We start from the raw sequence: 19,590 nt of genomic DNA, 5'->3' as shown, positions 1-19,590 counted from the left end.
CTTCCGGGGCGGCCTACGCGCAGTGGGCCGTCAGCTCCAGGGCGCCGAGCACGTAGTCGGTCACCGCCTCGTCGGCCACCGTCAGGCGGAAGCCGTGACCGGCGTACTCGCGGCCGAGGACGCCGACGCCGCGCAGCACCCGGCCGACCTCGATGCCGACCTCGCCCGGCAGGTACACGAAGTTGGCCTGGCTCGGCAGCACCGGGCAGCCGATCGCGACCAGTCCGGCGGTGAGCCGGTCCCGTTCGCGGCGCATCGCCGCCACCCGCTCGGCCAGCGGCCGCCGGGCGGCCAGGGCGGCGGGGACGGCCGCCTGCGCGGCGGCGGAGATCCCGAACGGCACCTCGCGGCGTCGTGCCCCGGCCACCGCACCGGGTGCGCCGAACGCGTAGCCGACCCGCACGCCCGCCAGCCCGTAGGCCTTGGAGAAGGTCCGCAGCACGACGAGATTCGGGTGATCGGCCACCAGCGCACGACTGTCCGGCGGCGCGGCGCAGTACTCGACGTACGCCTCGTCCAGGATCACCGGCAGGTCGTCGGGCAGTGCGGCGAGCAGGCCGCGGATCCGGTCCTCGCCGAGCACCGCGCCGGTCGGATTGTGCGGCGAGCACACGATCACGGCGGCGGTCGACGGCGTCACCGAGGCGGCCAGGGCCGCCAGGTCGGGGGCGCCGTCGTCGTGCAGCGGGGTCGGGTCGACGTCGTATCCGAGCATCCGGCCGAGGATCGCGAACCCGTCGAACGTCGGCATCGGCGTGCTCAGCCGGGGTGCCGAGAGCGTCGGCGCACCAGGCCGGGATGCGGCCTCGGCGAGCAGCGAGGCGACCACGGCGGTACCGCCCGCCCCCACCGTGACGCAGTCGGGATCGAGACCGAGGTGCGCGGCGACGGCCGCCCGCGGACCGTGCGGCAGGAACTCCGGGTACCGGTTGGCCGTCCGGGTGGCCGAGGCGATCGCCTCGGCCACCTCGGGCAGCGGCGGGTACGCCGACTCGTTGAGGTCGCAGCGGTACACCGGCCTCGGCGGGATCACGACCGGCCGTTCCACCGGATCGCCGCGGCGGCGGCGAAGTCGCCGGCGTGCGCGAACGCCGACGTCATCACGATCTGGCCGGGCTGCAGCCGGCCCGAGTCGATCAGCGCGTCGAGGGTCATCGGGACGCCGACGGCGAACAGGTTGCCGCACTCGTCGAAGGTGTCGGGGTGGTTCTCCTCGGTGAGCTCCAGGGCCTCGCGCCAGTTGCGCAGGAACACCCGGTTGGGCTGGTTGGTGATGAACCAGTCCAGCTTCGACGGCCGCACGCCGATCTGCGTGGCCGCCTCGATCGCCACCTCCGGCACCTGCCGGTTGCCGCGGGAGAGGACCTTGGCGATCTTCGCGTTGGTGAAGCCGACGTGGATCTGGCCGGGCCCGGCCTCCCAGTACTTGCGCGGCGGGCTCGAGACGGCGGTCATGTCGGGCGCGTACTCGCCGTACGAGCGGCTCACCGTGGTCAGGATCGGGTTGCCGCCGGCACCCAGCGTCAGCGTCGCCACCGCGGCGCCGTCGCCGGGGATGGCCGCCTGCGCCTTGCTGCGGACCTGGTCCTGGGTGAAGATCTGGCCCGCGCTGTTCTGGGCCAGCGCGATCAGCGCCTTGCGGCCGCCGGAGGCGGCGAGCAGCGCGCCGCCGACCTCGATCAGGTGGGCGAACGCCGCGCAGCCGCCGTTGTGGACGTCGAGGACCGTCGACGGCGTCAGCCCCAGCCGGTGGGCCACCTCGCCGCCGCACCCGCGCACCATCACCTCGGGCAGCTGGCTGTGCGTCAGCAGCACGTCGACGTCGTCGAGGTAGTCCGCGCCGTGCCGATCGGTGAGGATCCCGGCGGCGGTGACGATCATGTCCGCGGAGGTCTCGTCCTCGGCGGCGTGGTGTCGGAACGCGGGGGCGCGGAACATCACGTTGTCGGCGAGGTCGTCGTCTTCGGCGAAGGCCGCGAAGTACGACGACGGGACCTTGTTCTCGGGGCGGTAGGTCGCCAGATCGGCGAGGGCGAGGGCGGGTACTGCGGTGGCGGTCATGCTCGCATCCATTCGGGGGTCAGGGGCTCTCCGGTGCGGTGCCGGTGCTCGGCGATCCGGATCAGGTTCTCCAGCTCGATCTGGTGGCCGGCCCAGAACATGTCCCAGAGGTCGCCGACCCACTCCTCGCGGTCGTCGGGCGCGGTCTCCGGGTAGGGGTTGTCGTCGTAGTACGGGTGGTGGCAGTTGGTCCACAGCACCACCGATCCCGGCTTGTTCAGCACCAGCTGGGCGTCCACGACGCGCATCAGGTAGATCATCCAGAGGTCTTCGCCCTGATCCCACGCGCAGTGGTAGTCGACGGTCATGGCCTCCGGATTGGCGACGGTCCGCACGAAGAACTCGGTCTGCGGGTTCAGCTTGTCGTAGCCGACGTACAGGTCGGGGTCGTCGGGCGACGGCTTCGAGCCCACGGGAGGAGTAGGTCCACTCCTCCAGGGACTTGGTGTGCGAGAGCCACTCGTACAGTTCGCGCGGCGGGGCGTCGACGTAACCGTGGACCGTGCAGAAGTCGCCGTAGATCTGGTTGTGCGGGTACACCGAGCGGATCATGTCGACCACCCGGAAGGTGTTCTCGTCGCGGCCGTGGGTCTCGACGCGGATCACCCCGTCGAGCGGGGGATTGCGGTCGAGGTCGGTCTGACTCGAAGAGGTCGAGGTCATGGGGTTCCTTTCAGGAAGGGGCCGAACGGTGGGATCTCGTCGGGGTCGACGTCCACCACGAGGCATCCGGGGCCCGGCCGCGACATGAGTTCGGCGCAGGCGGTGTGCAGGTCTTCCGGTCCGACGGCCCGCCGGACGTCGAGTCCGGGGAACATCGCGGCCAGTCCGGCGGCGATGTCGGTGTCGCCGAACCGGTTGAGCCCGGGAGTCCCCGGGAAGTAGATGCGTTCGCGGGTCACGCACATCCCGTGCGCGTTGTTGTTGAGCACGATCAGGGTGAGCGGCGCCCGATGCTCGACCGCGGTGTGGATCTCCATGCCGTGCATCAGGAACGAGCCGTCGCCGGCGATCACCACGGTGCGGGCGGCGGGCGCGTCGGTGGGGAGCCCGACGGCGGCGCCGACGCCGGCGGCGATGCCGTACCCCATGCCGCCCATGCCCAGTGCCACCGTGAACCGGCCGGCGCCGAACGGCAGGTGGTGGATCGCGGCGGCGCCGGCGTTGCCCGCATCGGCGAACACCGTGCACCCGGCGGGCAGCGCGGCGCCGACGGTCTCGATCACCTGCCGCATGGTCAGCGGACCGGCGGTGCCGGGCGTGGTCAGGTACTCGCGGGCGCGAGGTGTGCGCCCGGCGGCCGGCGGGTGGTCGGCGAGCGCATCGCGCAGCGATGCGACGACGTGCGGCAGGTCGGGCGTCTCGACGTGGTCGACGCCGGGCAGCCGCGGCCGATGCGCGCCGAGGTGGACGACGTCGGCGGCGGCGAGCGCCTGGTCGAGCCCGGCCCGGTCGGTCAGCGACATCCGGCATCCGAGGGCCACCACGACGTCGGCCTCGGCGAGGGCGGCGTGGGCCGACGGATGTCCCATCACGCCGGTCACTCCGGCGCAGTCGGCGGTCCCGGCGTCCCGGCCGCCGGGGGAGACCACGGTGTCGGCGCCGAGGCGCGTCGCCAGGGCGCCGAGGACGTCGCGGACGCCGGCCCGGGAGGCCTCCTCCCCGGCCCAGAAGCAGACGCGTTCGCCGGTGGCGGCGGCCCGTCGGAGGCGTTCCAGGACGGGGGCGAGATCCGGGGTGGTCTCAGGGGCGGTCTCGACTTCGCTCGACCGGCGAGGGGGCACGCTCGACCGGCGAGGGGGCACGCTCGTCTCGGAGAGGGGCTCGGCTCGGTCTGGGCCACGGCTCCAGCCGGATCCCTGGACGTCCTTCGGAACGATCAGCGCGGCGGGGAGACCGCGTCGGAGCGCGGAGACGGCGTCGTCGAACGCCTCGTCGAGGGCGGCCGGATCGTCGACGACGCGGCAGCATCCCGTCACCCCGGACAGGACCGCGGGCAGGTCGACGGTGTCGGGGGCGTCGAGCATGTCCTGGAAGCCGCCGTGCCCCACCGTCGGCCGCGGTGCGCTGCCGATCACCGCGAGGACGGGGACCCGACTGTCGTACGACTCGCCGAGTGCGGGCACCACGTTGAGCGCGCCTCCGCCCGAGGTGGTCAGCACGGCCGCCGGGCCGCCGGAGATCCGGGCCAGACCGTCGGCCATCGCGCCCGCGCCGAACTCGTGCTTGGCGATGACCGGGGTGATCCCGGGGCGCCGGACGGCGGCGTCGAACACGTCCTCGGCGTTGGCGCCGTGCACCCCGAACAGCGTGCCGATGCCCAGCTCCGCCAGGCGTTCGACGATCCGTTCGGCCACCGTCGTCGCCGCGACGTCCGCCGTGCGGGCGGGGCCGGCCGGGGCGGGTGCGCTCACCGGGACAGGGTGCCGAGGAACCGGTCCATCGTCCGTTCCGCCAGCGCGGTGATGGTGAGCGACGGGTTCACCAGGCCCACCGCGCCGGGGCAGAAGGCGCCGTCGACCACGTAGAGGTTGTCGTAGCCCTTCACCGAGCCGTCGGCGTTCGCGGCCTTGCCGACCACCACGCCGCCGAGCCCGTGGAAGGTGGCGCCGGACCCGAACCCGGCCGCGCGCGAGGACAGCACGATGCCGTTGTTCGGGGTGCCGTGCCGGACCTCGGTCCGGTGGTGGAAGTGCTCGGCGAAGGCGTTCGCACGACGGTCCAGCACGCTCGTGCCCTCGCGGTGCGGGTAGTTGAGCTCGGTGCCGCGGGTGCCGTGCACGTAGTCGATGGTGCCGCGCTCGTCGGTGTGCACCTGGATGAGGTGGGTGAGGACGGCGCCGGCGGCCGGGGCCGGGAACGGTCCGGCCTGGTAGATGATCGACGCCGGTCCGCCGGGCAGCGAGTCGTCGCGCAGCCGGGCGTAGCCGGGGCCGCCCTGGCGCGGACCCTGGGCGTCGCGCAGGTTGGTGCGGACGATCAGGAAGTCGCCGTTGCCGCCGAAACCGTCGCCGATCCTGCTCGAGAGCTTCGGCAGCGCGCCGGTGGCCCGGGCCTTGACCAGCAGCGAGGTGGTGTGGAACGAGCCGGCCGCCATGAACAGGTAGTCGGCCTCGGCGGTGACGATGCGCAGCGTGCGATTCTTGTCGTCGATCACCCGGGCGCGCACCACGAAGCCCTTCTTCCGGGCCCGCGGCCGGATGTCGATCACCTCGTGCATCGGCTTGACCGTCACGTTGCCGGTGGCCTCGGCGGCGGGGAGGTAGTTGTGGTCGACGGAGTTCTTGGCGCCGCTGTTGACGCCGTAGGAGAGGTCTCCGATGCTCACGCCGGGGCGCGCCTTGCCGGCGATCTCCCGGCGGACGGCGTCCCAGTTCACCGAGTAGTCGACGAACTGCGGCTTGCCGCCGTAGCGCTTGATGGCGTCGAGCCAGGTGCGGGCGCCGGTGTAGTTGGGGGTGGCCAGCACGTCACGGGGGATGCCCGTCGCGTCGAGCATCTTCCGGGCGCGCGGGAAGTGGACGTTCGCGAGTTCGTCGTACCCGGTGCCGCCCGGGAACACCTCGTCGAAGTCGGCCTTGTCGGGCTGCACGGAGAACGCGCCGAAGACGAGGGATCCGCCGCCCACGCCCGCGCCGTGCACCGTCTCGATGCCGTTGCCCTTAATGGTCTCCAGCACTCCGGGGTAGCGCTCCACCGGGGTCTGCATCGCGCTGGAGATCCCGGCGGTGTCGGAGAACCACGCGGCGCGCTTGTCGGTGTTGTCGAAGGTGGCGAAGGTGTTGCCGTCCTTGCGGATCGGCCAGCGGCGGCCGCGTTCGAAGACGGTGGTCGCGATGCCCGCCTTGCCGAGTCGCAGTGCGGCCACGGCGCCGCCGAACCCGCTGCCGATGACGATCGCGGTGGGCGCGTTCGACTCCGCGGCGGCGGGGGATCCGCCGAGCGGACCCGCGGCGACGGCGCCTGCGGCCACGGCGGAGGCGCCGAGCGCACCGCGGAGGAACATGCGGCGGGAGACCGTGGTGGGCTCCGAAGGAGTGTTCTTCACGGGCACACCATAACGGACAAATTATCTTAGGCATACCTAAGGAGCCTTAGGGTGATTTATCCCTCTGATTCCTGAACCGGACCGAGGTCCCGTCGGAGGGCCGAGTCGAAGGACCTCCGGTGAGAACGATCGCCGAGGCCGCTCGCTCCTACAGGATCGCGTCGACGTTCTCCACCGGGCGGGCCAGTCGGGTGCCCTTGTCGGTCACCACGAAGGGGCGCTCCACCAGGATCGGGTGATGCACCATGGCGTCCAGGATCTGGTCGTCGGTGGCCTCTTTCAGATTGAGGTCCTTATAGAGCTGCTCGCGCTTGCGCACGGCCTGGGCCGGGGTGAGCCCGGCGTCGTCGAACATCGTCTTCAGCTGGTCGCGATCCCAGCCGGTGTCGAGGTACTTGACCACGGTCGGCTCGATCCCGGATCCGCGGAGCTTCTCCAGAGTCTTGCGGGAGGTCGAGCAGCGGGGGTTGTGATAGATCGTCGCGTCCACGGATCAACCGTACTCAACGCGGAGGTGTGAGGATCGTCGCGTACTCGGCCGGTCGGTGCACGCCGACCCGGACGGGGTGCATCCGGCCTACGCTGGACGGTATGGCCGGTCGCCCAGCCCACGATGTTCGACGACGACACGTGCTCCGCCGTGCCGCCGCGACGGTGCTGGTCGCCGCGTCGGTCTTCCTCACCTCGGCGTTCACCGCGCCGGGCACCGCGTGCGCGTGCAGCTGCGTCGCCCCGGAACCGGAGGAGGGGGCGGCGGAGGCCACCGCGATCGTGGTCGGGCGCATGCTGCAGCGGCGCGAGCACTCCGCGGGCTTCGAATACCTGTTCCAGGTGGAGCGGAGCTACAAGAAGGCCGTTCCGCAGCGGATCGTGATCCGTTCCGGGTTCTACGGCGGCGACTGCGGGATCGGCATGGAACGCGGCGGGTCGTACCGCTTCGTCGTGGACGGGGCGGGCACCGAGTGGACGGCGCACCTGTGCGCCAACCTCGAGACGGAGGAGGTGATCGAGTTCGCCGGTCCGCCGATCCGTCCGCTGCCGCCGGCCGCCGACGGTCCGGACGAGGCGACCTTCGTGCCGGTCCCGCCGCACGAGCTCTCCGAGCCCGCGCTCGCCGCGATCATCCTCGGATCGGTCGCGGGCACGGCGCTCCTGGGCACGGCCGGGATACTGCTGACCAGGCGTTTCGGTCGGCGGCGCGGATAGCGGAAGGCCGGTGCGGGCGACGACGTCGTCCACACCGGCCTTCCCGCCGATACTCGTGCTGTCGATCAGGCGTTGCCGTCGAACAGGCTGGTGACCGAACCGTTCTCGAACACCTCGCGGATGGTCTGGGCCAGCAGCGGGGCGATCGACAGGACCGTGAGGTTGTCGAAGCGCTTGTCCTCGTCGATCGGCAGGGTGTCGGTCGCGATGACCTCCTTGGCGCCGCACGACGACAGGCGCTCGGTGGCCGGCGGCGAGAAGACGCCGTGCGTGGTGGCGATGATGACGTCGCCCGCACCGGCCTCCTTGAGGACCTTCACCGCACCGGCGATGGTGCCGCCGGTGTCGATCATGTCGTCGATCAGCACGCAGGTCTTGCCCGACACCTCACCGACCACGCGGTTGGCGACCACCTGGTTGGCGACGTCGGGGTCGCGGGTCTTGTGCACGAACGCCATCGGGGCGCCGTCGAGGGCGTCGGCCCACTTCTCGCCGACCTTCACGCGGCCGGCGTCCGGGGACACCACGCAGATGTTGTCGGTGCCGTAGTTCTCGCGCACGTACTCGGCCAGCTGGCCCTGTGCGTGCATGTGGTCGACGGGGCCGTCGAAGAAGCCCTGGATCTGGTCGGTGTGCAGGTCGACGGTGATGATCCGGTCGACGCCCGCGGTCTTGAGCAGGTCCGCGATGAGGCGGGCCGAGATCGGCTCACGACCGCGGTGCTTCTTGTCCTGGCGGGCGTACGGGTAGAACGGGAGCACCGCGGTGATGCGCTTGGCCGAGCCGCGCTTGAGCGCGTCGACCATGATCAGGGTCTCCATGATCCACTGGTTCACCGGCAGCGGACAGCTCTGGATGACGAACGCATCCGAGCCGCGCACCGACTCCTCGAACCGGACGAAGATCTCGCCGTTGGCGAAGTCGCGCGCCTGCTGCGGCGTCACCCGGACCTTCAGTTCGTCGGCGACGGCCTGCGCGAGTTCGGGGTGCGCCCGGCCGGAGAAGAGCATCAGATTCTTCTGAGCTTCGGTGGTCCACGTCATGAGTTGCTCTCCTCTTGGGCTGCCTGATGTTGGGCTGTTGTCGCCGCCTGCGCGGCTCGACTGGCGGGTCGCCTGGTGAGGACCCAGTCGTCGATGTTCCGTTGCGGTCCGGCGGAGACGGCCAGCGCCCCCGGCGGAACGTCTTCCCGGACGACGGTTCCGGCGCCGGTGTACACGCCGTCCCCGATGGTCACCGGTGCGACGAACATGTTGTCCGATCCGGTCCGGCAGTGCGAACCGATCACGGTGCGGTGCTTGTTCTCGCCGTCGTAGTTGACGAACACGCTCGACGCGCCGATGTTGGTGTACTCGCCGATCTCGGCGTCGCCGACGTAGGTGAGGTGGGGAACCTTGGTTCCGGTGCCGATCTGCGAGTTCTTGACCTCCACGAACGCGCCGATCTTGCCCTCTGCGCCGAGGTCGGTGCCCGGGCGCAGGAACGCGAACGGTCCGACCGTCGCACCGGCGCCGACGACGGCCTCGCCGCCGTGGGTGCGGATCACCTGGGCGCCGGCGCCGACGGTCACGTCGGTGAGCGTGGTGTCCGGGCCGATCAGCGCGTCGGGGCCGATCACGGTGCGGCCGTGCAGCTGGGTGCCCGGGGCGAGGGTCGCGTCCTGGCCGATCTCGACGTCGACGTCGATCCAGGTGGTGGCCGGGTCGACGACGGTGACGCCGGCGAGCTGGTGGCGCCGGACGATGCGGCGGTTCATCTCGGCGGCGAGCTCGGCGAGCTGCGCGCGGTCGTTGCAGCCGGCGACCACGGCCGGGTCGTCGACGATCATCGAGCGCACCGTGCGCCCGGCGTCGCGGGCGATCTTCACCACGTCGGTCAGGTAGTACTCGTTCTGGGCGTTCGCGGTGGAGATCTCCTCCAGGGCGGTGCGCAGCACGGCGGCGTCGAACGCGTAGATCCCGGCGTTCACCTCGTCGATCGCGAGCTGAGCCTCGTTCGCATCCTTGTGCTCGACGATCGCGGTCACCTCGCCGTCGGTGCGTTCGATGCGGCCGTATCCGGTCGGATCGTCGACGGTGAAGCTGGTCAGGGTGACGGCGGCCGCCGGCTCGGCGGTGTGCTCGGCGACCAGGGCGCGCAGCGTGTCGCCGTCGAGCAGGGGAGCGTCGGCGACGGTCACCAGGACGGTGCCGGTGAACTCGTCGGGGAGCGCGGTCAGTCCCGCCTTGGCGGCGTCGCCGGTACCCAGCGGCTCCTGCTGGAGGGCGACGGTCAAGGTGTCGCCGAGGTGGCCGGCCACCCGCTCGATCTCGGCGGTCACCCTCTCGCGCTCGTGGCTGACCACCGGGATCACGTGCGCCGGGGCGACGTCCTCGGCGGCCGCGAGGGCGTGGTGCACCAGCGACCGGCCGGCCATCCGGTGCAGGATCTTGGGGGTCTTGGACCTCATCCGAGTGCCCGCACCCGCCGCCAGAACGATGACGGCGAGCTGCTGGTCGTGCGTGTGATCAGCATCGCCGGCACCACTGGGCTTTCGGGTCATCCGTTCCTCCGCAGTCGGGGATGAATTCGCGTCGCCGTTTCGCGATCGCGCCGGTGAAATCCTACGCAATCGAAGTAGGGTTCCCGGCATGAGCACTCAGAAAGTAGCAATTGTCACCGGTGCGGCCCGCGGGATCGGCGCGGCCGTCGCACGCCGTCTCGCCGAGGACGGCATGGCCGTCGCCGTCCTCGATCTCGACGCCGCCGCCTGCGCCGAGACCGTCGAGGCGATCACGACCGCGGGCGGAACCGCGCTGGCCGTGGGCGCCGACGTGTCCGACGAGGAGCAGGTCATCGCGGCCGTCGACACCGTGACCGCCGAGCTCGGCGCCCCGACGGTGCTGGTGAACAACGCCGGCGTCCTGCGCGACAACCTCCTGTTCAAGATGAGCGTCTCCGACTGGGACACCGTCATGGGCGTCCACCTGCGCGGCGCGTTCCTGATGAGCCGCGCCTGCCAGCGCCACATGCTGGAGGCCGGCTGGGGTCGCATCATCAACCTGTCGAGCACCTCGGCGCTGGGCAACCGCGGCCAGGCCAACTACGCGGCGGCCAAGGCCGGCATGCAGGGCTTCACCAAGACCCTCGCGCTGGAGCTGGGCAAGTTCGGCGTGACCGCCAACGCGATCGCCCCGGGCTTCATCGAGACCGACATGACCCGCGCCACCGCCGAGCGCATCGGCGTGCCCTTCGACGACTTCCTCAAGGCCTGCGCCGACGACACCGCGGTGAAGATCGCCGGGCAGCCCGAGGACATCGCGAACGCCGCCTCGTTCTTCGCCGACGAGCGCGCCCGCTACGTCAGCGGCCAGGTGCTCTACGTTGCCGGCGGCCCGAAGGCCTGATCGGTTCCCGGGAACGTCGACGGGAGTCTTCGAGGACCCGGACCCCGAGGCGGGTCGGGTCCTCGAAGACCCCGGAGCGGTCGTGCGCCGGTCGGCCGTAAGCGTCTCGAAGCGGCGGGGGAGGCTGTGGCACAATCGTTCCCGCAGTGATCTCCCGTGGTGTAATCGGCAACACTCCTGATTTTGGTTCAGGCATTTCAGGTTCGAGTCCTGGCGGGAGAGCCCTCGGTGTCGACCCGCTCACAGTTAGTTAGTGCGAACTAACTTTCTGTAGGATCACCTCCATCATGAAGGTTTCGGTCGGGCTTCGTCGTGCCCTCTCCCTGGTCCTGGTCGTCCTGATCGCCGTCACCGTTGCCGTCGCGGGTTCGTTCGGGGTCGTTCCCGCGCAGGCCTCCCCCGGCGCGCAGGTGCTCTCGCTGACCCACCTGCGTGACGCCCTGTGGCGGGTCGTGGTGCGTTCGACGTCGATGGGCGCCGACATCCCGTTCTACGTGCTCCGGCCGAAGAGCGAGATGGCGGGTGCGCCGACGCTGTACCTGCTCAACGGCGCCGGCGGCGGCGAGGACGGCGCCAACTGGCTCGCGCAGACCGACGCAGAGAAGTTCTTCGCCGAGAAGAAGGTGAACGTCGTGATTCCGGAGAAGGGACGCGGCACGTACTACACCGACTGGCAGCGGAACGACCCCAAGGTGGGTAAGCCACAGTGGGAGACCTTCCTGACCAGGGAACTTCCGCCCGTACTCGATACCGCGTTGACGAGTTCCGGCCGCAACGCCATCGCGGGTCTGTCGATGTCGGGCACCTCGGTGCTCAACCTGGCGATCGCCGCGCCCGAGCTTTACGGTGCGGTCGCGTCGTACAGCGGTTGCGCTCTGACCAGCACCCCGGAGGGTGAGGCGGCGGTGCGCGGCATCGTCTACACCGCGGCCGGTGCGGACGCGACCAACATGTGGGGTCCGTCCGGCTCCCCGGCGTGGGCCGCCAACGATCCCTACGTCCACGCGGCCGAACTGCGCGGTACCCGCGTCTACCTCTCCAGCGGCAGCGGTCTGCCCGGTCGCTACGACACCCCCGAGGGCCAGGCTCCCGGTTCGCCCCCGCTGTACGACCAGATCCTGGTCGGCGGCGCACTGGAGAAGGCCACCCGCTACTGCACCGAGCGCATGACGGCCCGCCTGCGGGAACTCGGGATCCCCGCCCAGAGCCATCTCCCGCCGACCGGTACGCACTCGTGGAACTACTGGCGTGACGAACTGAAGCGGTCGTGGCCGATGCTGGCCGCGGGTCTGCGGTAACGGCGATCGCGGTGAAACGGACGACGGTGGAACCGAACACCACGACCGGCTGCTGGCAGCGGATCGCGGCCCGCCGCGGCGACGCCGTCGCCGTGGCGACCCCCGACGAGACGATCTCCTTCGCCGAGGCCGGGACGCGGTCGGCCGAACGCGGACGGGCGATCGCCGCGGCGGTCGCCGAACCCGGTCGCCCGGTGGCGGTGGAGACCGAGTCCGACGTCGACTCCGCGCTCGCCCTGCTGTCGGTGCTCTGCTCGGGCCACCCCGTGATCGCCCTCGACCCGTTCCTTCCCGAGGAGCGGCGCGCCCACATCCTGGCGCTGTCCGGCGCACGACACCTGACCCCGCAGCAGATCCGGGAACTTCCGGCCTCGGACCGACCGGTCGCCGAACCGGCCCCCGACGACCCCGCCGTGGTGGTCTTCACCTCCGGTTCCACCGGCCGCCCGAAGGGCGTGGTGCACGGCCAGCGCAGCTGGGTCAACCAGGCGCGCGACGGCCGCGAGGTGCTCGGTCTCGGCCCCGACGACCGCGCCGCCGTCCTGCTGCCGCTCAGCTTCGGCGCAGGCTTCGACGGCCTCCTCATGCCCCTGCTCAACGGCGCCGGCCTACTGCTCTGGGACGTTCGACATCGAGGCACCGCCGGACTCCGCGAGTGGCTCGACGCCGAATCGGCCACCACCGCGCACTGCACGCCGTCCCTGCTCCGGTCGTGGCTGGCCGACTCCGACGTCGCCGCCGTCGAGAGTCTCCGCCTCCTGACCACCTGTGGCGAACCGGTCCACGCCTCCGACGTCGCCCTGCTCCGCAGCACGCTGCTGCCCCGCGGGGTCTTCTGCAGCTGGTCGGGGTCGTCCGAGGCCGGGAACCTCGCCTTCAACCCGTACCCGCCCGAGCGGGCGCTGCCCGACGGCGCGATCCCGGTGGGCGCCCCCAGCGCCGACAAACACGTCCGGATCCTCGACGAGGACGGCGTCGACGTCCCGCCCGGCGACGCGGGGGAGGTGGTGATCGAATCGTCGCACCTCGCCCTGGGCTACCACGACGACCCCGAGTCCACGGCCCGGAGATTCGTCCCTCTGGAAGACGGCCGCACGGCCCTGCGTACCGGTGACCTCGGCCGGTTCGACGCCGCCGGACAGCTGCACCTCCTGGGCCGCCGCGACGATGCGGTCAAGATCCGCGGCTACCTCGTCGAACCGCTCGAGGTGGAGGCCGCGCTGCGGGCCCTGCCGTGGACGGTCGACGCCGTGGTGACCGGGGATGCCGCCGCGGGCGTGCTCACCGCGCACGTGGCCGTCGACCGGAGCCGGTGGTCGCCGTCGCCCGCCGAGATCCGGACCGCGCTGGGCCGGACCCTCGCGCCGTGGATGGTGCCGAGCCAGGTGGTGGTGCTCGACGAACTGCCGCGCACCGAACGCGGCAAGGTGGACCGGGCGGCGCTGCCGCCCCCGCCCGAACGCGCCCCCGAACCGGTGCGCGGACCCACCGAGGCCGCCCTGAAAGCGGTCTGGTGCACGGTGCTGGGACTCGACGACGTCGGCCGGAACGAGGACTTCGTCGAACTCGGCGGCGACTCCCTGGCCGCCGCCACCATGCTCGGAGAACTGCGCGACCGCTGGCTCGTCGACATCTCCTCCGCGGAGTTCGCGAACGATCCCACCATCGCCGCGCTCGGGCTGCTGCTCGACGACGCGCACCGGGACCGTCGTTCCTCGGCCACCGGATCGCTCACCCGACTCCGGCCGGGCGACGGCACCCCGCTGTTCCTCTACGCCGGGGCGGGCAGCCCGGCCGCGAGCCTGCTCCCGCTGGTCCGCGCGCTCGGCGGCGACGAACCCGTCTACGGTCTGCAGGCCCACGGGCTGGAGACGCGCGGGCGCGCCGACCGCTCGGTGCGGGCCGCCGCCCGCCGGGCCGTCCGCGATCTCACCGCGGTGGCGCCGCACGGCCCCTACCGGTTGGCCGGCTACTCGTTCGGGGCGTTCGTGATGCTCGAGGCCGCGACCCTGCTGCGGGAGCGCGCCGAACGGGTGGAGTGCGTCGTCCTGCTCGATCCGCGTTTCGAGACCGACGCACCGGTGCGCGAGGCGCTCCCGGACCGCGGCGGCGTCGTGCCCGGAGACCCCGGGCCGCCGACGGAGGAGCCCCGGCAGGCCCTCGCAGCCCGGCTCGCGGTGCTGTGGAACCGGGTCGCCATGCGCGCTCTGGTCGCCACCGCCGGACTCTGGCGGCTGCCCACCACGCTGCAGTGGACCGTGTTCTGGGACCTCGGGCGCGTACTGCTGCGCAAACACCGACCGACCCCGTACGCCGGACCGGTCACCCTGGTCCGGGCCTCCGACAACGACGACGATCCCGCCCGCTGGGCGCCGATCGCCACCGGCGACCTGACGGTGGCGGAAGTCCCCGGCGACCACCATTCGATGATGCGCGACCCGCACGTCGCCGCCACTGCGGCCCGACTCCGCACGGCACTCGACGGACAGAGGCTCGACGGGCGGGCGCTCGACGGGACCGCACGAGACCGAGACGAGGACCGCCGATGACCTCCGTGACCTCTGTGATCGGCGTGATCGCCGCCTTCGAACCCGGCCCGGAACTAGTCGAGGTGGTGACCAAAGCGGCGCCCCAGGCGGCGTCGCTGATCGTCGTCGACGACGGTTCGCCGTCGTTGCGGACCGATCCCTCGGGCGCGGTGCGCCGGGTGCTCGACCGCTGCGCCGACCTCGGTGCGACGGTGCTGGAGAACCCGGTCAACTCCGGGATCGCCCACACGCTGAACCGCGGGGTCGAGCTGGCCCTCGACCGCGGCGCCGACGCGGTGCTCACCCTGGATCAGGACACGCACCTGGAAGACGGCTACCTCGCGCGGTGCGTCGAACACCTGGCCCTGGCCGAATCGCTCGGGCTCACCGAAGTGATGGTGTCGCCCGCCTTCATCAACGACGACGTCGCCCCGTTCTGGTTCGCCGAGAAGGGGCTGACGCTGGCCTTCGAACCGATCCAGTCGGGTCTGGTGATCACCCGCGCGCTGCTGGAGAGGGTCGGGCTGTTCGAGGAGGAGCTCTTCATCGACTGCGTGGAGAGCGAGTTCTACCTGCGGGCCCGCGCGCACGGCGGTCACGCGCTGATCGTGCCGGGCACCCGGATCGCGCACAGCCTGGGCGAACCCGTGCACTGGACGCCGCCCGCACCGCTCCGGAAGCTGCTGCGCGGCCACGGTTCGGGACTGCGGTTCACCGAGCACGCGCCGTTCCGGCACTACTACATCACCCGCAATCGGCGGGAACTCTATCGCCGATACCGGAGCACCGAGCGGATCTGGTGGGCGGTCTCGATCGCGAAGGACACGATCGCGCGGGGACGCGGCATGACGTTCGGTTCGCGTCGGGCGGCCTGCCTGGCCATGACCGCCGCCGGGTGGCGGGCCGCTGGGCGCGGAGAGACCGGGAAGATCCCGGAGCGGACCCTGCGCCGTGCGGGGCTGGGCGGCACCCCGAAGCGGTCCGAGCGTCCGCTGGAAGCCGACCGCGGCCTGCCCGAACTGGTGTCCGTGGTGATACCGGTGCACAACGGCGTGCACGAGATCGACGAACAGCTCGACGCCCTGGCCGCCCAGGACTACCCGAGGCCGTTCGAGGTGCTGGTCGCCGACAACAACTCCACCGACGGCCTGCGCGAACACCTCGACGGACATCGGCTCACCGAACGGCTCCGGCTGCGGTGGGTCGACGCGTCGGGGCCCGCGGGAGCGTCGTACGCCCGCAACGTCGGTGCGGCCGCGGCCTCCGGCGACTTCCTCGCCTTCTGCGACGGCGACGACCGCGTCTACCCGCGGTGGCTCACCGAACTCACCGCCGTCGCACGGCGCTGCTCGGCGGTCGGCGGCGCGGTGGAGACGCACAGCCTCAACTCCGCCCGCGCCCAGAGCTGGCGGCACATGCTGCCGCCGGAGGTCCCGTACGAGTTCCCCGGGTTCATGCGGGTCTGGCTGACCTGCAACCTCGGGGTGTGGAAGGACCGGTTCGACGACGTCGGCGGCTTCGACCTCGCCTACGACCGCGGCGCCGAGGACTCCGACTTCACCATCCGGATCCAGCTCGCCGGGGGAGTGCTCGGGCACGCCCCGGAAGCGCTGGTCGCCTACCGGCTGCGCGACACGCACGCCGGGATCTGGGGCCAGTCGGTGATGTGCGGCGAAGGCGACGTGCGCCTGTACTCGGACTACCGCCACTACGGTCTGCCGCGCCGCCCCTGGTACGTCTCGGCCGACGTGGTGGCGTATCTGCTGCTACGAAACCCGCTGCTACCCACCGCGATCACCCGGGTCCCCACCGGCCGGTGGCTCTTCCAGGCCGGCAACCTGTGGGGCCGGATCAAGGGCAGCGCCCGGCATCGTTGCTGGTACGTGTGATCCCGATTCTCCTCGGCAGGAGGCATCGCGGCGGGCTCGGGCTGGGCTTCGACACGGCTCGTCACTGCGTTCCTCCCCGGCTCAGCCGGCGGCACGAATCGTCGACCGGGTGAACGGACACGCCGCGCGGCGGCGGGGCGTCGATCACGCGAATGCGTGCGCTGACTCGGCTGCGGGAGGGTTCTCGTCGTCCGCCGGCTGAGCCCGACCGCGAACGAAGTGAGCGGTCGGTGTCGAAGCCTCCCTCTCCCGGTCTCCGCCGACCGCGGGTCGGCAGTCCCTCAGCAGCGTTGGGCGGCGCGGCGGTAGCCGCGCAGTGCGGGGACGGTGAACGCCGTCAGCAGTGCGCACGACCACGCCGTCGTCAACAGCAGCGGCAGTGCCACCGGGCCGCCGCCGGCCAGCCCGCGGATGGCCTCGACGGCGCAGCTCACCGGTTGATACTCGACGAACGGGCGCAGCCACGCCGGGTACGCCGACGCCGGGACGAAACCGGTGTTGAAGAACATCACCAGATTGGTGGCCAGACCGACCAGTTCCACGATCCGCGACTCCCGGTTCCGCAGCGCCAGCGCGGTGACCATGATGGAGAACGAGAGCCCGAACAGCAGCGCCACCCCGATGATCGCCAGGTAGCCGAGCACCCCGGTCGAGATCCGGAAACCGATGATTGTGCCCACCGCGAGCACCGCGCTCGCCGTCACCACGATCCGGGCGGCCTCGGCCAGCAGCCGTCCCAGCATCGCCGACGCGCGGTGGACGGGCAGCGTCCACATCTTGGTGAGCAGGCCGCCGGTCCACTCCCGGCGCAGGCCGAGCCCGCTGATCGACGACCCCGACATCGCCCCGACCAGCGCCACCATCGGCACCATGCCCAGGGCGCTCGAGGCGTTCGTGTAGTCGCTCACCGACCGGTCCAGGATCAGCCAGAACAGCAGCACCATCAGCGCGGGGAGCAGCAGCGACTGCAGCAGCGTCGGGGTGTCGGTGAGCCATTTGAGCACGATCCGCTCGGCCTGGATCAGGGAGCCGCGGATCAGGGCCCGCGGCGTCGGCTCGGGGGTCCACTCGGTGCGGGGCGGGAACGACAGGGCTCTGCTCACGGGTACAACCGCCGATGCGTCTGGGTGTGATGGGCGACGGCGACGAGCACCACGGCGAGCGCCCCGAGCCAGATCAGCCCCGGTTTCGCGGTGGCCCACGTCGGTTCGCCGACCGCGAGTTCGCGCATGGTCGACGCCCAGTGCGAGATCGGCTGGTTCCGGGCGAAGGGCCGTGCCCACTCCGGGAACGACGACTCCGGCACGAACCCGGTCGAGAGCATGCCGAGCACCAGCTGGGGGAGCACCAGCAGCTGCGAGGTGGCTTCGGCGCCGCGGGTGACCAGTCCCAGCGAGTCGGCGCCGATCGCCAGCACCAGGCCCACGGCCAGCGCGAACAGGACGAAACCCGCGGTGTCGAGGAGGTCGCCGTCGAACGAGAAACCGAGCAGCGCGCCGAACGCCAACGCGGTGCCGATGGAGACCGCCGACCGGACCGTCGAGGTGCTCATCCGGGCGGTGAGCGGGACCAGCGGCCGGACCGGCATGGAGGCCAGTCGGCGGCTCATGCCGCGCATCTTGTCCATGGTCGCGCGTTGCGCGGCGGCCACCGCGGTGAAGGCGACGCCCTGCAGCACGATGATCGGCATCAGGAACTGGGCGTAGTCGATGCCGCGGTCGGCCATGATGAGGCGCAGCGGGAGGTAGAAGCCGAGGGCGAAGACGACGGGCATCGCCACGGCGATGGTGAACTCGCCCTGAGAACGGGCCGACCGCAGGTTGCGGCCGGTCATCACCAGCCACTGCCGCACGAACACGGAGCCGTGGGCGCTGACCTCGGGGTCGGTGCGGTCGGGCCAGGTCAGGGTCACGCCACGTCGCCCGGGCTCGCGGCGGAGACGGCGGGCTCGGCCGTCGCATCGGATCCCGACCCGGTGTCCGAACCCGACCCGACGCCGGACTCCGCGTCGCCGGTCAGGGCGAAGAAGACGTCGTCGAGCGTCGGGGTGGCCAGGCCGATGTCGTGCAGTGCGATGTCCGCGCCGCGGGCCAGCGCGATCACCTCGGCGAGGGTGTCGACGCCGTCCGGCGCGGTCAGGGTGAGCGCGTCGGCGCCGATCGACATGATCCGCAGGTCCCCGGGCGCGGCGCGGAGCACCTCGGCGAGGCGGTCGACGTCGGCGGGCTCGGTCGGGGTCACCGCGCAGTGCACGCCGCCCACCCGTTCCTTGAGTTCGGCGGCGGTGCCCTCGGCCACCACCCGGCCGCGGTCGAGCACGATGATGTTGTCGCTGAGCAGGTCGGCCTCGTCCAGGTACTGCGTGGTGAGCAGGGTCGTGATGCCGTCGGCCTTGAGCAGTTCCACCAGGTTCCACACCTCCTGGCGGCTGCGTGGATCGAGTCCGGTGGTGGGCTCGTCGAGGAAGACGACGGCCGGTTCCACCACCAGGCCGCAGGCGATGTCGAGTCGCCGCCGCATGCCGCCGGAGTAGGCGTACACCGGGCGCTTGCCGGTGTGGGACAGCTCGAAACGCTCCAGCAGTTCGTCGGCCCGGGCGATCGCGGCGCGGCGGCGCAGCCCCTGCATGCGTCCGAAGAAGATCAGGTTGTCGCGTCCGCTGAGGGTCTCGTCGAGGGCCGCGTACTGGCCGGTCATCGAGATCGCGGCGCGGACGCCCGCGCCGTCGTGCACCACGTCGTGTCCGGCGACGGTCGCGGTGCCCGAGTCCGGCGGCAGCAGCGTGCACAGGATGTCGACGAGGGTGGTCTTGCCCGCGCCGTTCGGGCCGAGGATGCCCAGCACGCTGCCGGCCGGGACCTCGAACGACACCCCGGTCAGCGCCGCGACGTCGTCGAACGACTTGGTCACGTCGGTGACGCGGACGGCCGTCGTCAACTGTTCTGTGGGCATGATTGAAGGTTAGCCTCCGCTAAAGGTACGGCGCTGTGTGGCGATGGTCGCAGTACGACCTGTCCGGATAGCTGTTTACAGTGAGGTTAAGGGTAGCCTTAATTAACACCCACAGGGTCATGCGGGTCCGGGGGACCGGCGCCCGGCGACCGCCAGTTCCCCGAGTCGAAATGAACGTGCGTTGACGCTGAACAACTTCCGTGAAACCTCCACCGCTGTGGT

General features: G+C 71.4%; 15 protein-coding genes, 1 tRNA gene and 1 pseudogene. 6 read left to right on the top strand and 11 right to left on the bottom strand.

What is annotated here, in order from left to right; translation table 11 throughout:
• Positions 1-13: 13 nt before the first annotated feature.
• The 6 genes and pseudogenes from QM809_RS00110 to arsC form a co-directional block, all read right to left on the bottom strand.
• Complete coding sequence (locus QM809_RS00110) at positions 14-1,033, bottom strand: pyridoxal phosphate-dependent aminotransferase (RefSeq protein WP_415043832.1); 1,020 nt, start codon at positions 1,031-1,033, stop codon at positions 14-16.
• Positions 1,030-2,061 (bottom strand): 3-oxoacyl-[acyl-carrier-protein] synthase III C-terminal domain-containing protein, encoded by a 1,032-nt coding sequence (locus QM809_RS00105; protein WP_415043831.1) that lies wholly within the window; start codon positions 2,059-2,061, stop codon positions 1,030-1,032. The genes QM809_RS00110 and QM809_RS00105 overlap by 4 nt, the downstream gene beginning before the upstream one ends.
• Positions 2,058-2,724, bottom strand: a pseudogene (locus QM809_RS00100) (SRPBCC family protein). The gene QM809_RS00105 and the pseudogene QM809_RS00100 overlap by 4 nt, the downstream one beginning before the upstream one ends.
• Positions 2,721-4,475 carry a thiamine pyrophosphate-binding protein gene (locus tag QM809_RS00095; protein ID WP_415043830.1) on the bottom strand — a complete coding sequence of 585 codons (1,755 nt, stop codon included), beginning with the start codon at positions 4,473-4,475 and terminating at the stop codon, positions 2,721-2,723. The pseudogene QM809_RS00100 and the gene QM809_RS00095 overlap by 4 nt, the downstream one beginning before the upstream one ends.
• Positions 4,472-6,067, bottom strand: coding sequence for a GMC oxidoreductase (locus QM809_RS00090; RefSeq protein ID WP_415046967.1), 1,596 nt, complete (start codon positions 6,065-6,067; stop codon positions 4,472-4,474). Before QM809_RS00090 ends, QM809_RS00095 begins: the two co-directional genes overlap by 4 nt.
• 190 nt (positions 6,068-6,257) lie before the next feature.
• Positions 6,258-6,599, bottom strand: a complete 342-nt coding sequence (arsC, locus tag QM809_RS00085) for an arsenate reductase (glutaredoxin) (RefSeq protein ID WP_415043829.1) — start codon at positions 6,597-6,599, stop codon at positions 6,258-6,260.
• A gap of 101 nt (positions 6,600-6,700) precedes the next feature.
• Between arsC and QM809_RS00080 the strand changes: the two genes are divergently transcribed.
• The gene (locus QM809_RS00080) at positions 6,701-7,315 is read left to right on the top strand and encodes a hypothetical protein (protein WP_415043828.1); all 615 of its coding nucleotides are present in this window, start codon (positions 6,701-6,703) and stop codon (positions 7,313-7,315) included.
• A 65-nt stretch (positions 7,316-7,380) separates the two neighbouring features.
• On the opposite strand, the gene QM809_RS00075 is transcribed toward QM809_RS00080, so the two are convergent.
• The gene (locus QM809_RS00075) at positions 7,381-8,358 is read right to left on the bottom strand and encodes a ribose-phosphate diphosphokinase (RefSeq protein WP_415043827.1); all 978 of its coding nucleotides are present in this window, start codon (positions 8,356-8,358) and stop codon (positions 7,381-7,383) included.
• The gene (gene glmU / locus QM809_RS00070) at positions 8,355-9,857 is read right to left on the bottom strand and encodes a bifunctional UDP-N-acetylglucosamine diphosphorylase/glucosamine-1-phosphate N-acetyltransferase GlmU (protein WP_415043826.1); all 1,503 of its coding nucleotides are present in this window, start codon (positions 9,855-9,857) and stop codon (positions 8,355-8,357) included. The genes QM809_RS00075 and glmU overlap by 4 nt, the downstream gene beginning before the upstream one ends.
• Positions 9,858-9,945: 88 nt before the next feature.
• On the opposite strand from glmU, the gene QM809_RS00065 reads away from it, so the two are divergent.
• The 5 genes from QM809_RS00065 to QM809_RS00045 all read left to right on the top strand — a co-directional run bounded on the left by QM809_RS00065 (position 9,946) and on the right by QM809_RS00045 (position 16,416).
• Positions 9,946-10,701: an SDR family oxidoreductase gene (locus QM809_RS00065; RefSeq protein ID WP_415043825.1), complete on the top strand. Its 756-nt coding sequence runs from the start codon at positions 9,946-9,948 to the stop codon at positions 10,699-10,701.
• Positions 10,702-10,851: 150 nt separating this feature from the next.
• Positions 10,852-10,923 (top strand) — tRNA-Gln (locus QM809_RS00060).
• A 65-nt stretch (positions 10,924-10,988) separates the two neighbouring features.
• Positions 10,989-11,999 (top strand): alpha/beta hydrolase, encoded by a 1,011-nt coding sequence (locus QM809_RS00055; RefSeq protein ID WP_415043824.1) that lies wholly within the window; start codon positions 10,989-10,991, stop codon positions 11,997-11,999.
• An 11-nt stretch (positions 12,000-12,010) separates the two neighbouring features.
• On the top strand, positions 12,011-14,548 hold the full coding sequence (locus QM809_RS00050; RefSeq protein ID WP_415043823.1) for an AMP-binding protein: 2,538 nt from the start codon (positions 12,011-12,013) through the stop codon (positions 14,546-14,548).
• Positions 14,545-16,416, top strand: a complete 1,872-nt coding sequence (locus QM809_RS00045; protein ID WP_415043822.1) for a glycosyltransferase family 2 protein — start codon at positions 14,545-14,547, stop codon at positions 16,414-16,416. The genes QM809_RS00050 and QM809_RS00045 overlap by 4 nt, the downstream gene beginning before the upstream one ends.
• Positions 16,417-16,697: 281 nt before the next feature.
• Here the strand turns inward: QM809_RS00045 and QM809_RS00040 are convergent, their stop codons facing one another.
• From QM809_RS00040 to QM809_RS00030, 3 genes are read right to left on the bottom strand one after another with little or no spacing between them, the layout of a single operon-like run.
• Positions 16,698-17,519, bottom strand: a complete 822-nt coding sequence (locus QM809_RS00040; RefSeq protein WP_415043821.1) for an ABC transporter permease — start codon at positions 17,517-17,519, stop codon at positions 16,698-16,700.
• Positions 17,516-18,328 (bottom strand): ABC transporter permease, encoded by an 813-nt coding sequence (locus tag QM809_RS00035; RefSeq protein ID WP_415043820.1) that lies wholly within the window; start codon positions 18,326-18,328, stop codon positions 17,516-17,518. The genes QM809_RS00040 and QM809_RS00035 overlap by 4 nt, the downstream gene beginning before the upstream one ends.
• Positions 18,325-19,368, bottom strand: a complete 1,044-nt coding sequence (locus QM809_RS00030) for an ATP-binding cassette domain-containing protein (RefSeq protein WP_415043819.1) — start codon at positions 19,366-19,368, stop codon at positions 18,325-18,327. Before QM809_RS00030 ends, QM809_RS00035 begins: the two co-directional genes overlap by 4 nt.
• Positions 19,369-19,590 lie beyond the last annotated feature (222 nt).

Source organism: Gordonia sp. (in: high G+C Gram-positive bacteria) (assembly GCF_047600385.1).
Taxonomy (GTDB): Bacteria; Actinomycetota; Actinomycetes; order Mycobacteriales; family Mycobacteriaceae; genus Gordonia.
This window is presented reverse-complemented; position numbering and strand designations above follow the sequence as displayed.

Excerpts from the sequence above, each read along its gene's own strand:
- glmU (WP_415043826.1), bottom strand. The coding sequence starts at position 9,857 with ATGACCCGAAAGCCCAGTGGTGCCGGCGATGCTGATCACACGCACGAC.
- QM809_RS00090 (WP_415046967.1), bottom strand. The coding sequence starts at position 6,067 with ATGTTCCTCCGCGGTGCGCTCGGCGCCTCCGCCGTGGCCGCAGGCGCC.
- QM809_RS00030 (WP_415043819.1), bottom strand. The coding sequence starts at position 19,368 with ATGCCCACAGAACAGTTGACGACGGCCGTCCGCGTCACCGACGTGACC.
- QM809_RS00045 (WP_415043822.1), top strand. The coding sequence starts at position 14,545 with ATGACCTCCGTGACCTCTGTGATCGGCGTGATCGCCGCCTTCGAACCC.
- QM809_RS00065 (WP_415043825.1), top strand. The coding sequence starts at position 9,946 with ATGAGCACTCAGAAAGTAGCAATTGTCACCGGTGCGGCCCGCGGGATC.
- QM809_RS00075 (WP_415043827.1), bottom strand. The coding sequence starts at position 8,358 with ATGACGTGGACCACCGAAGCTCAGAAGAATCTGATGCTCTTCTCCGGC.
- QM809_RS00105 (WP_415043831.1), bottom strand. The coding sequence starts at position 2,061 with ATGACCGCCACCGCAGTACCCGCCCTCGCCCTCGCCGATCTGGCGACC.
- QM809_RS00080 (WP_415043828.1), top strand. The coding sequence starts at position 6,701 with ATGGCCGGTCGCCCAGCCCACGATGTTCGACGACGACACGTGCTCCGC.
- QM809_RS00055 (WP_415043824.1), top strand. The coding sequence starts at position 10,989 with ATGAAGGTTTCGGTCGGGCTTCGTCGTGCCCTCTCCCTGGTCCTGGTC.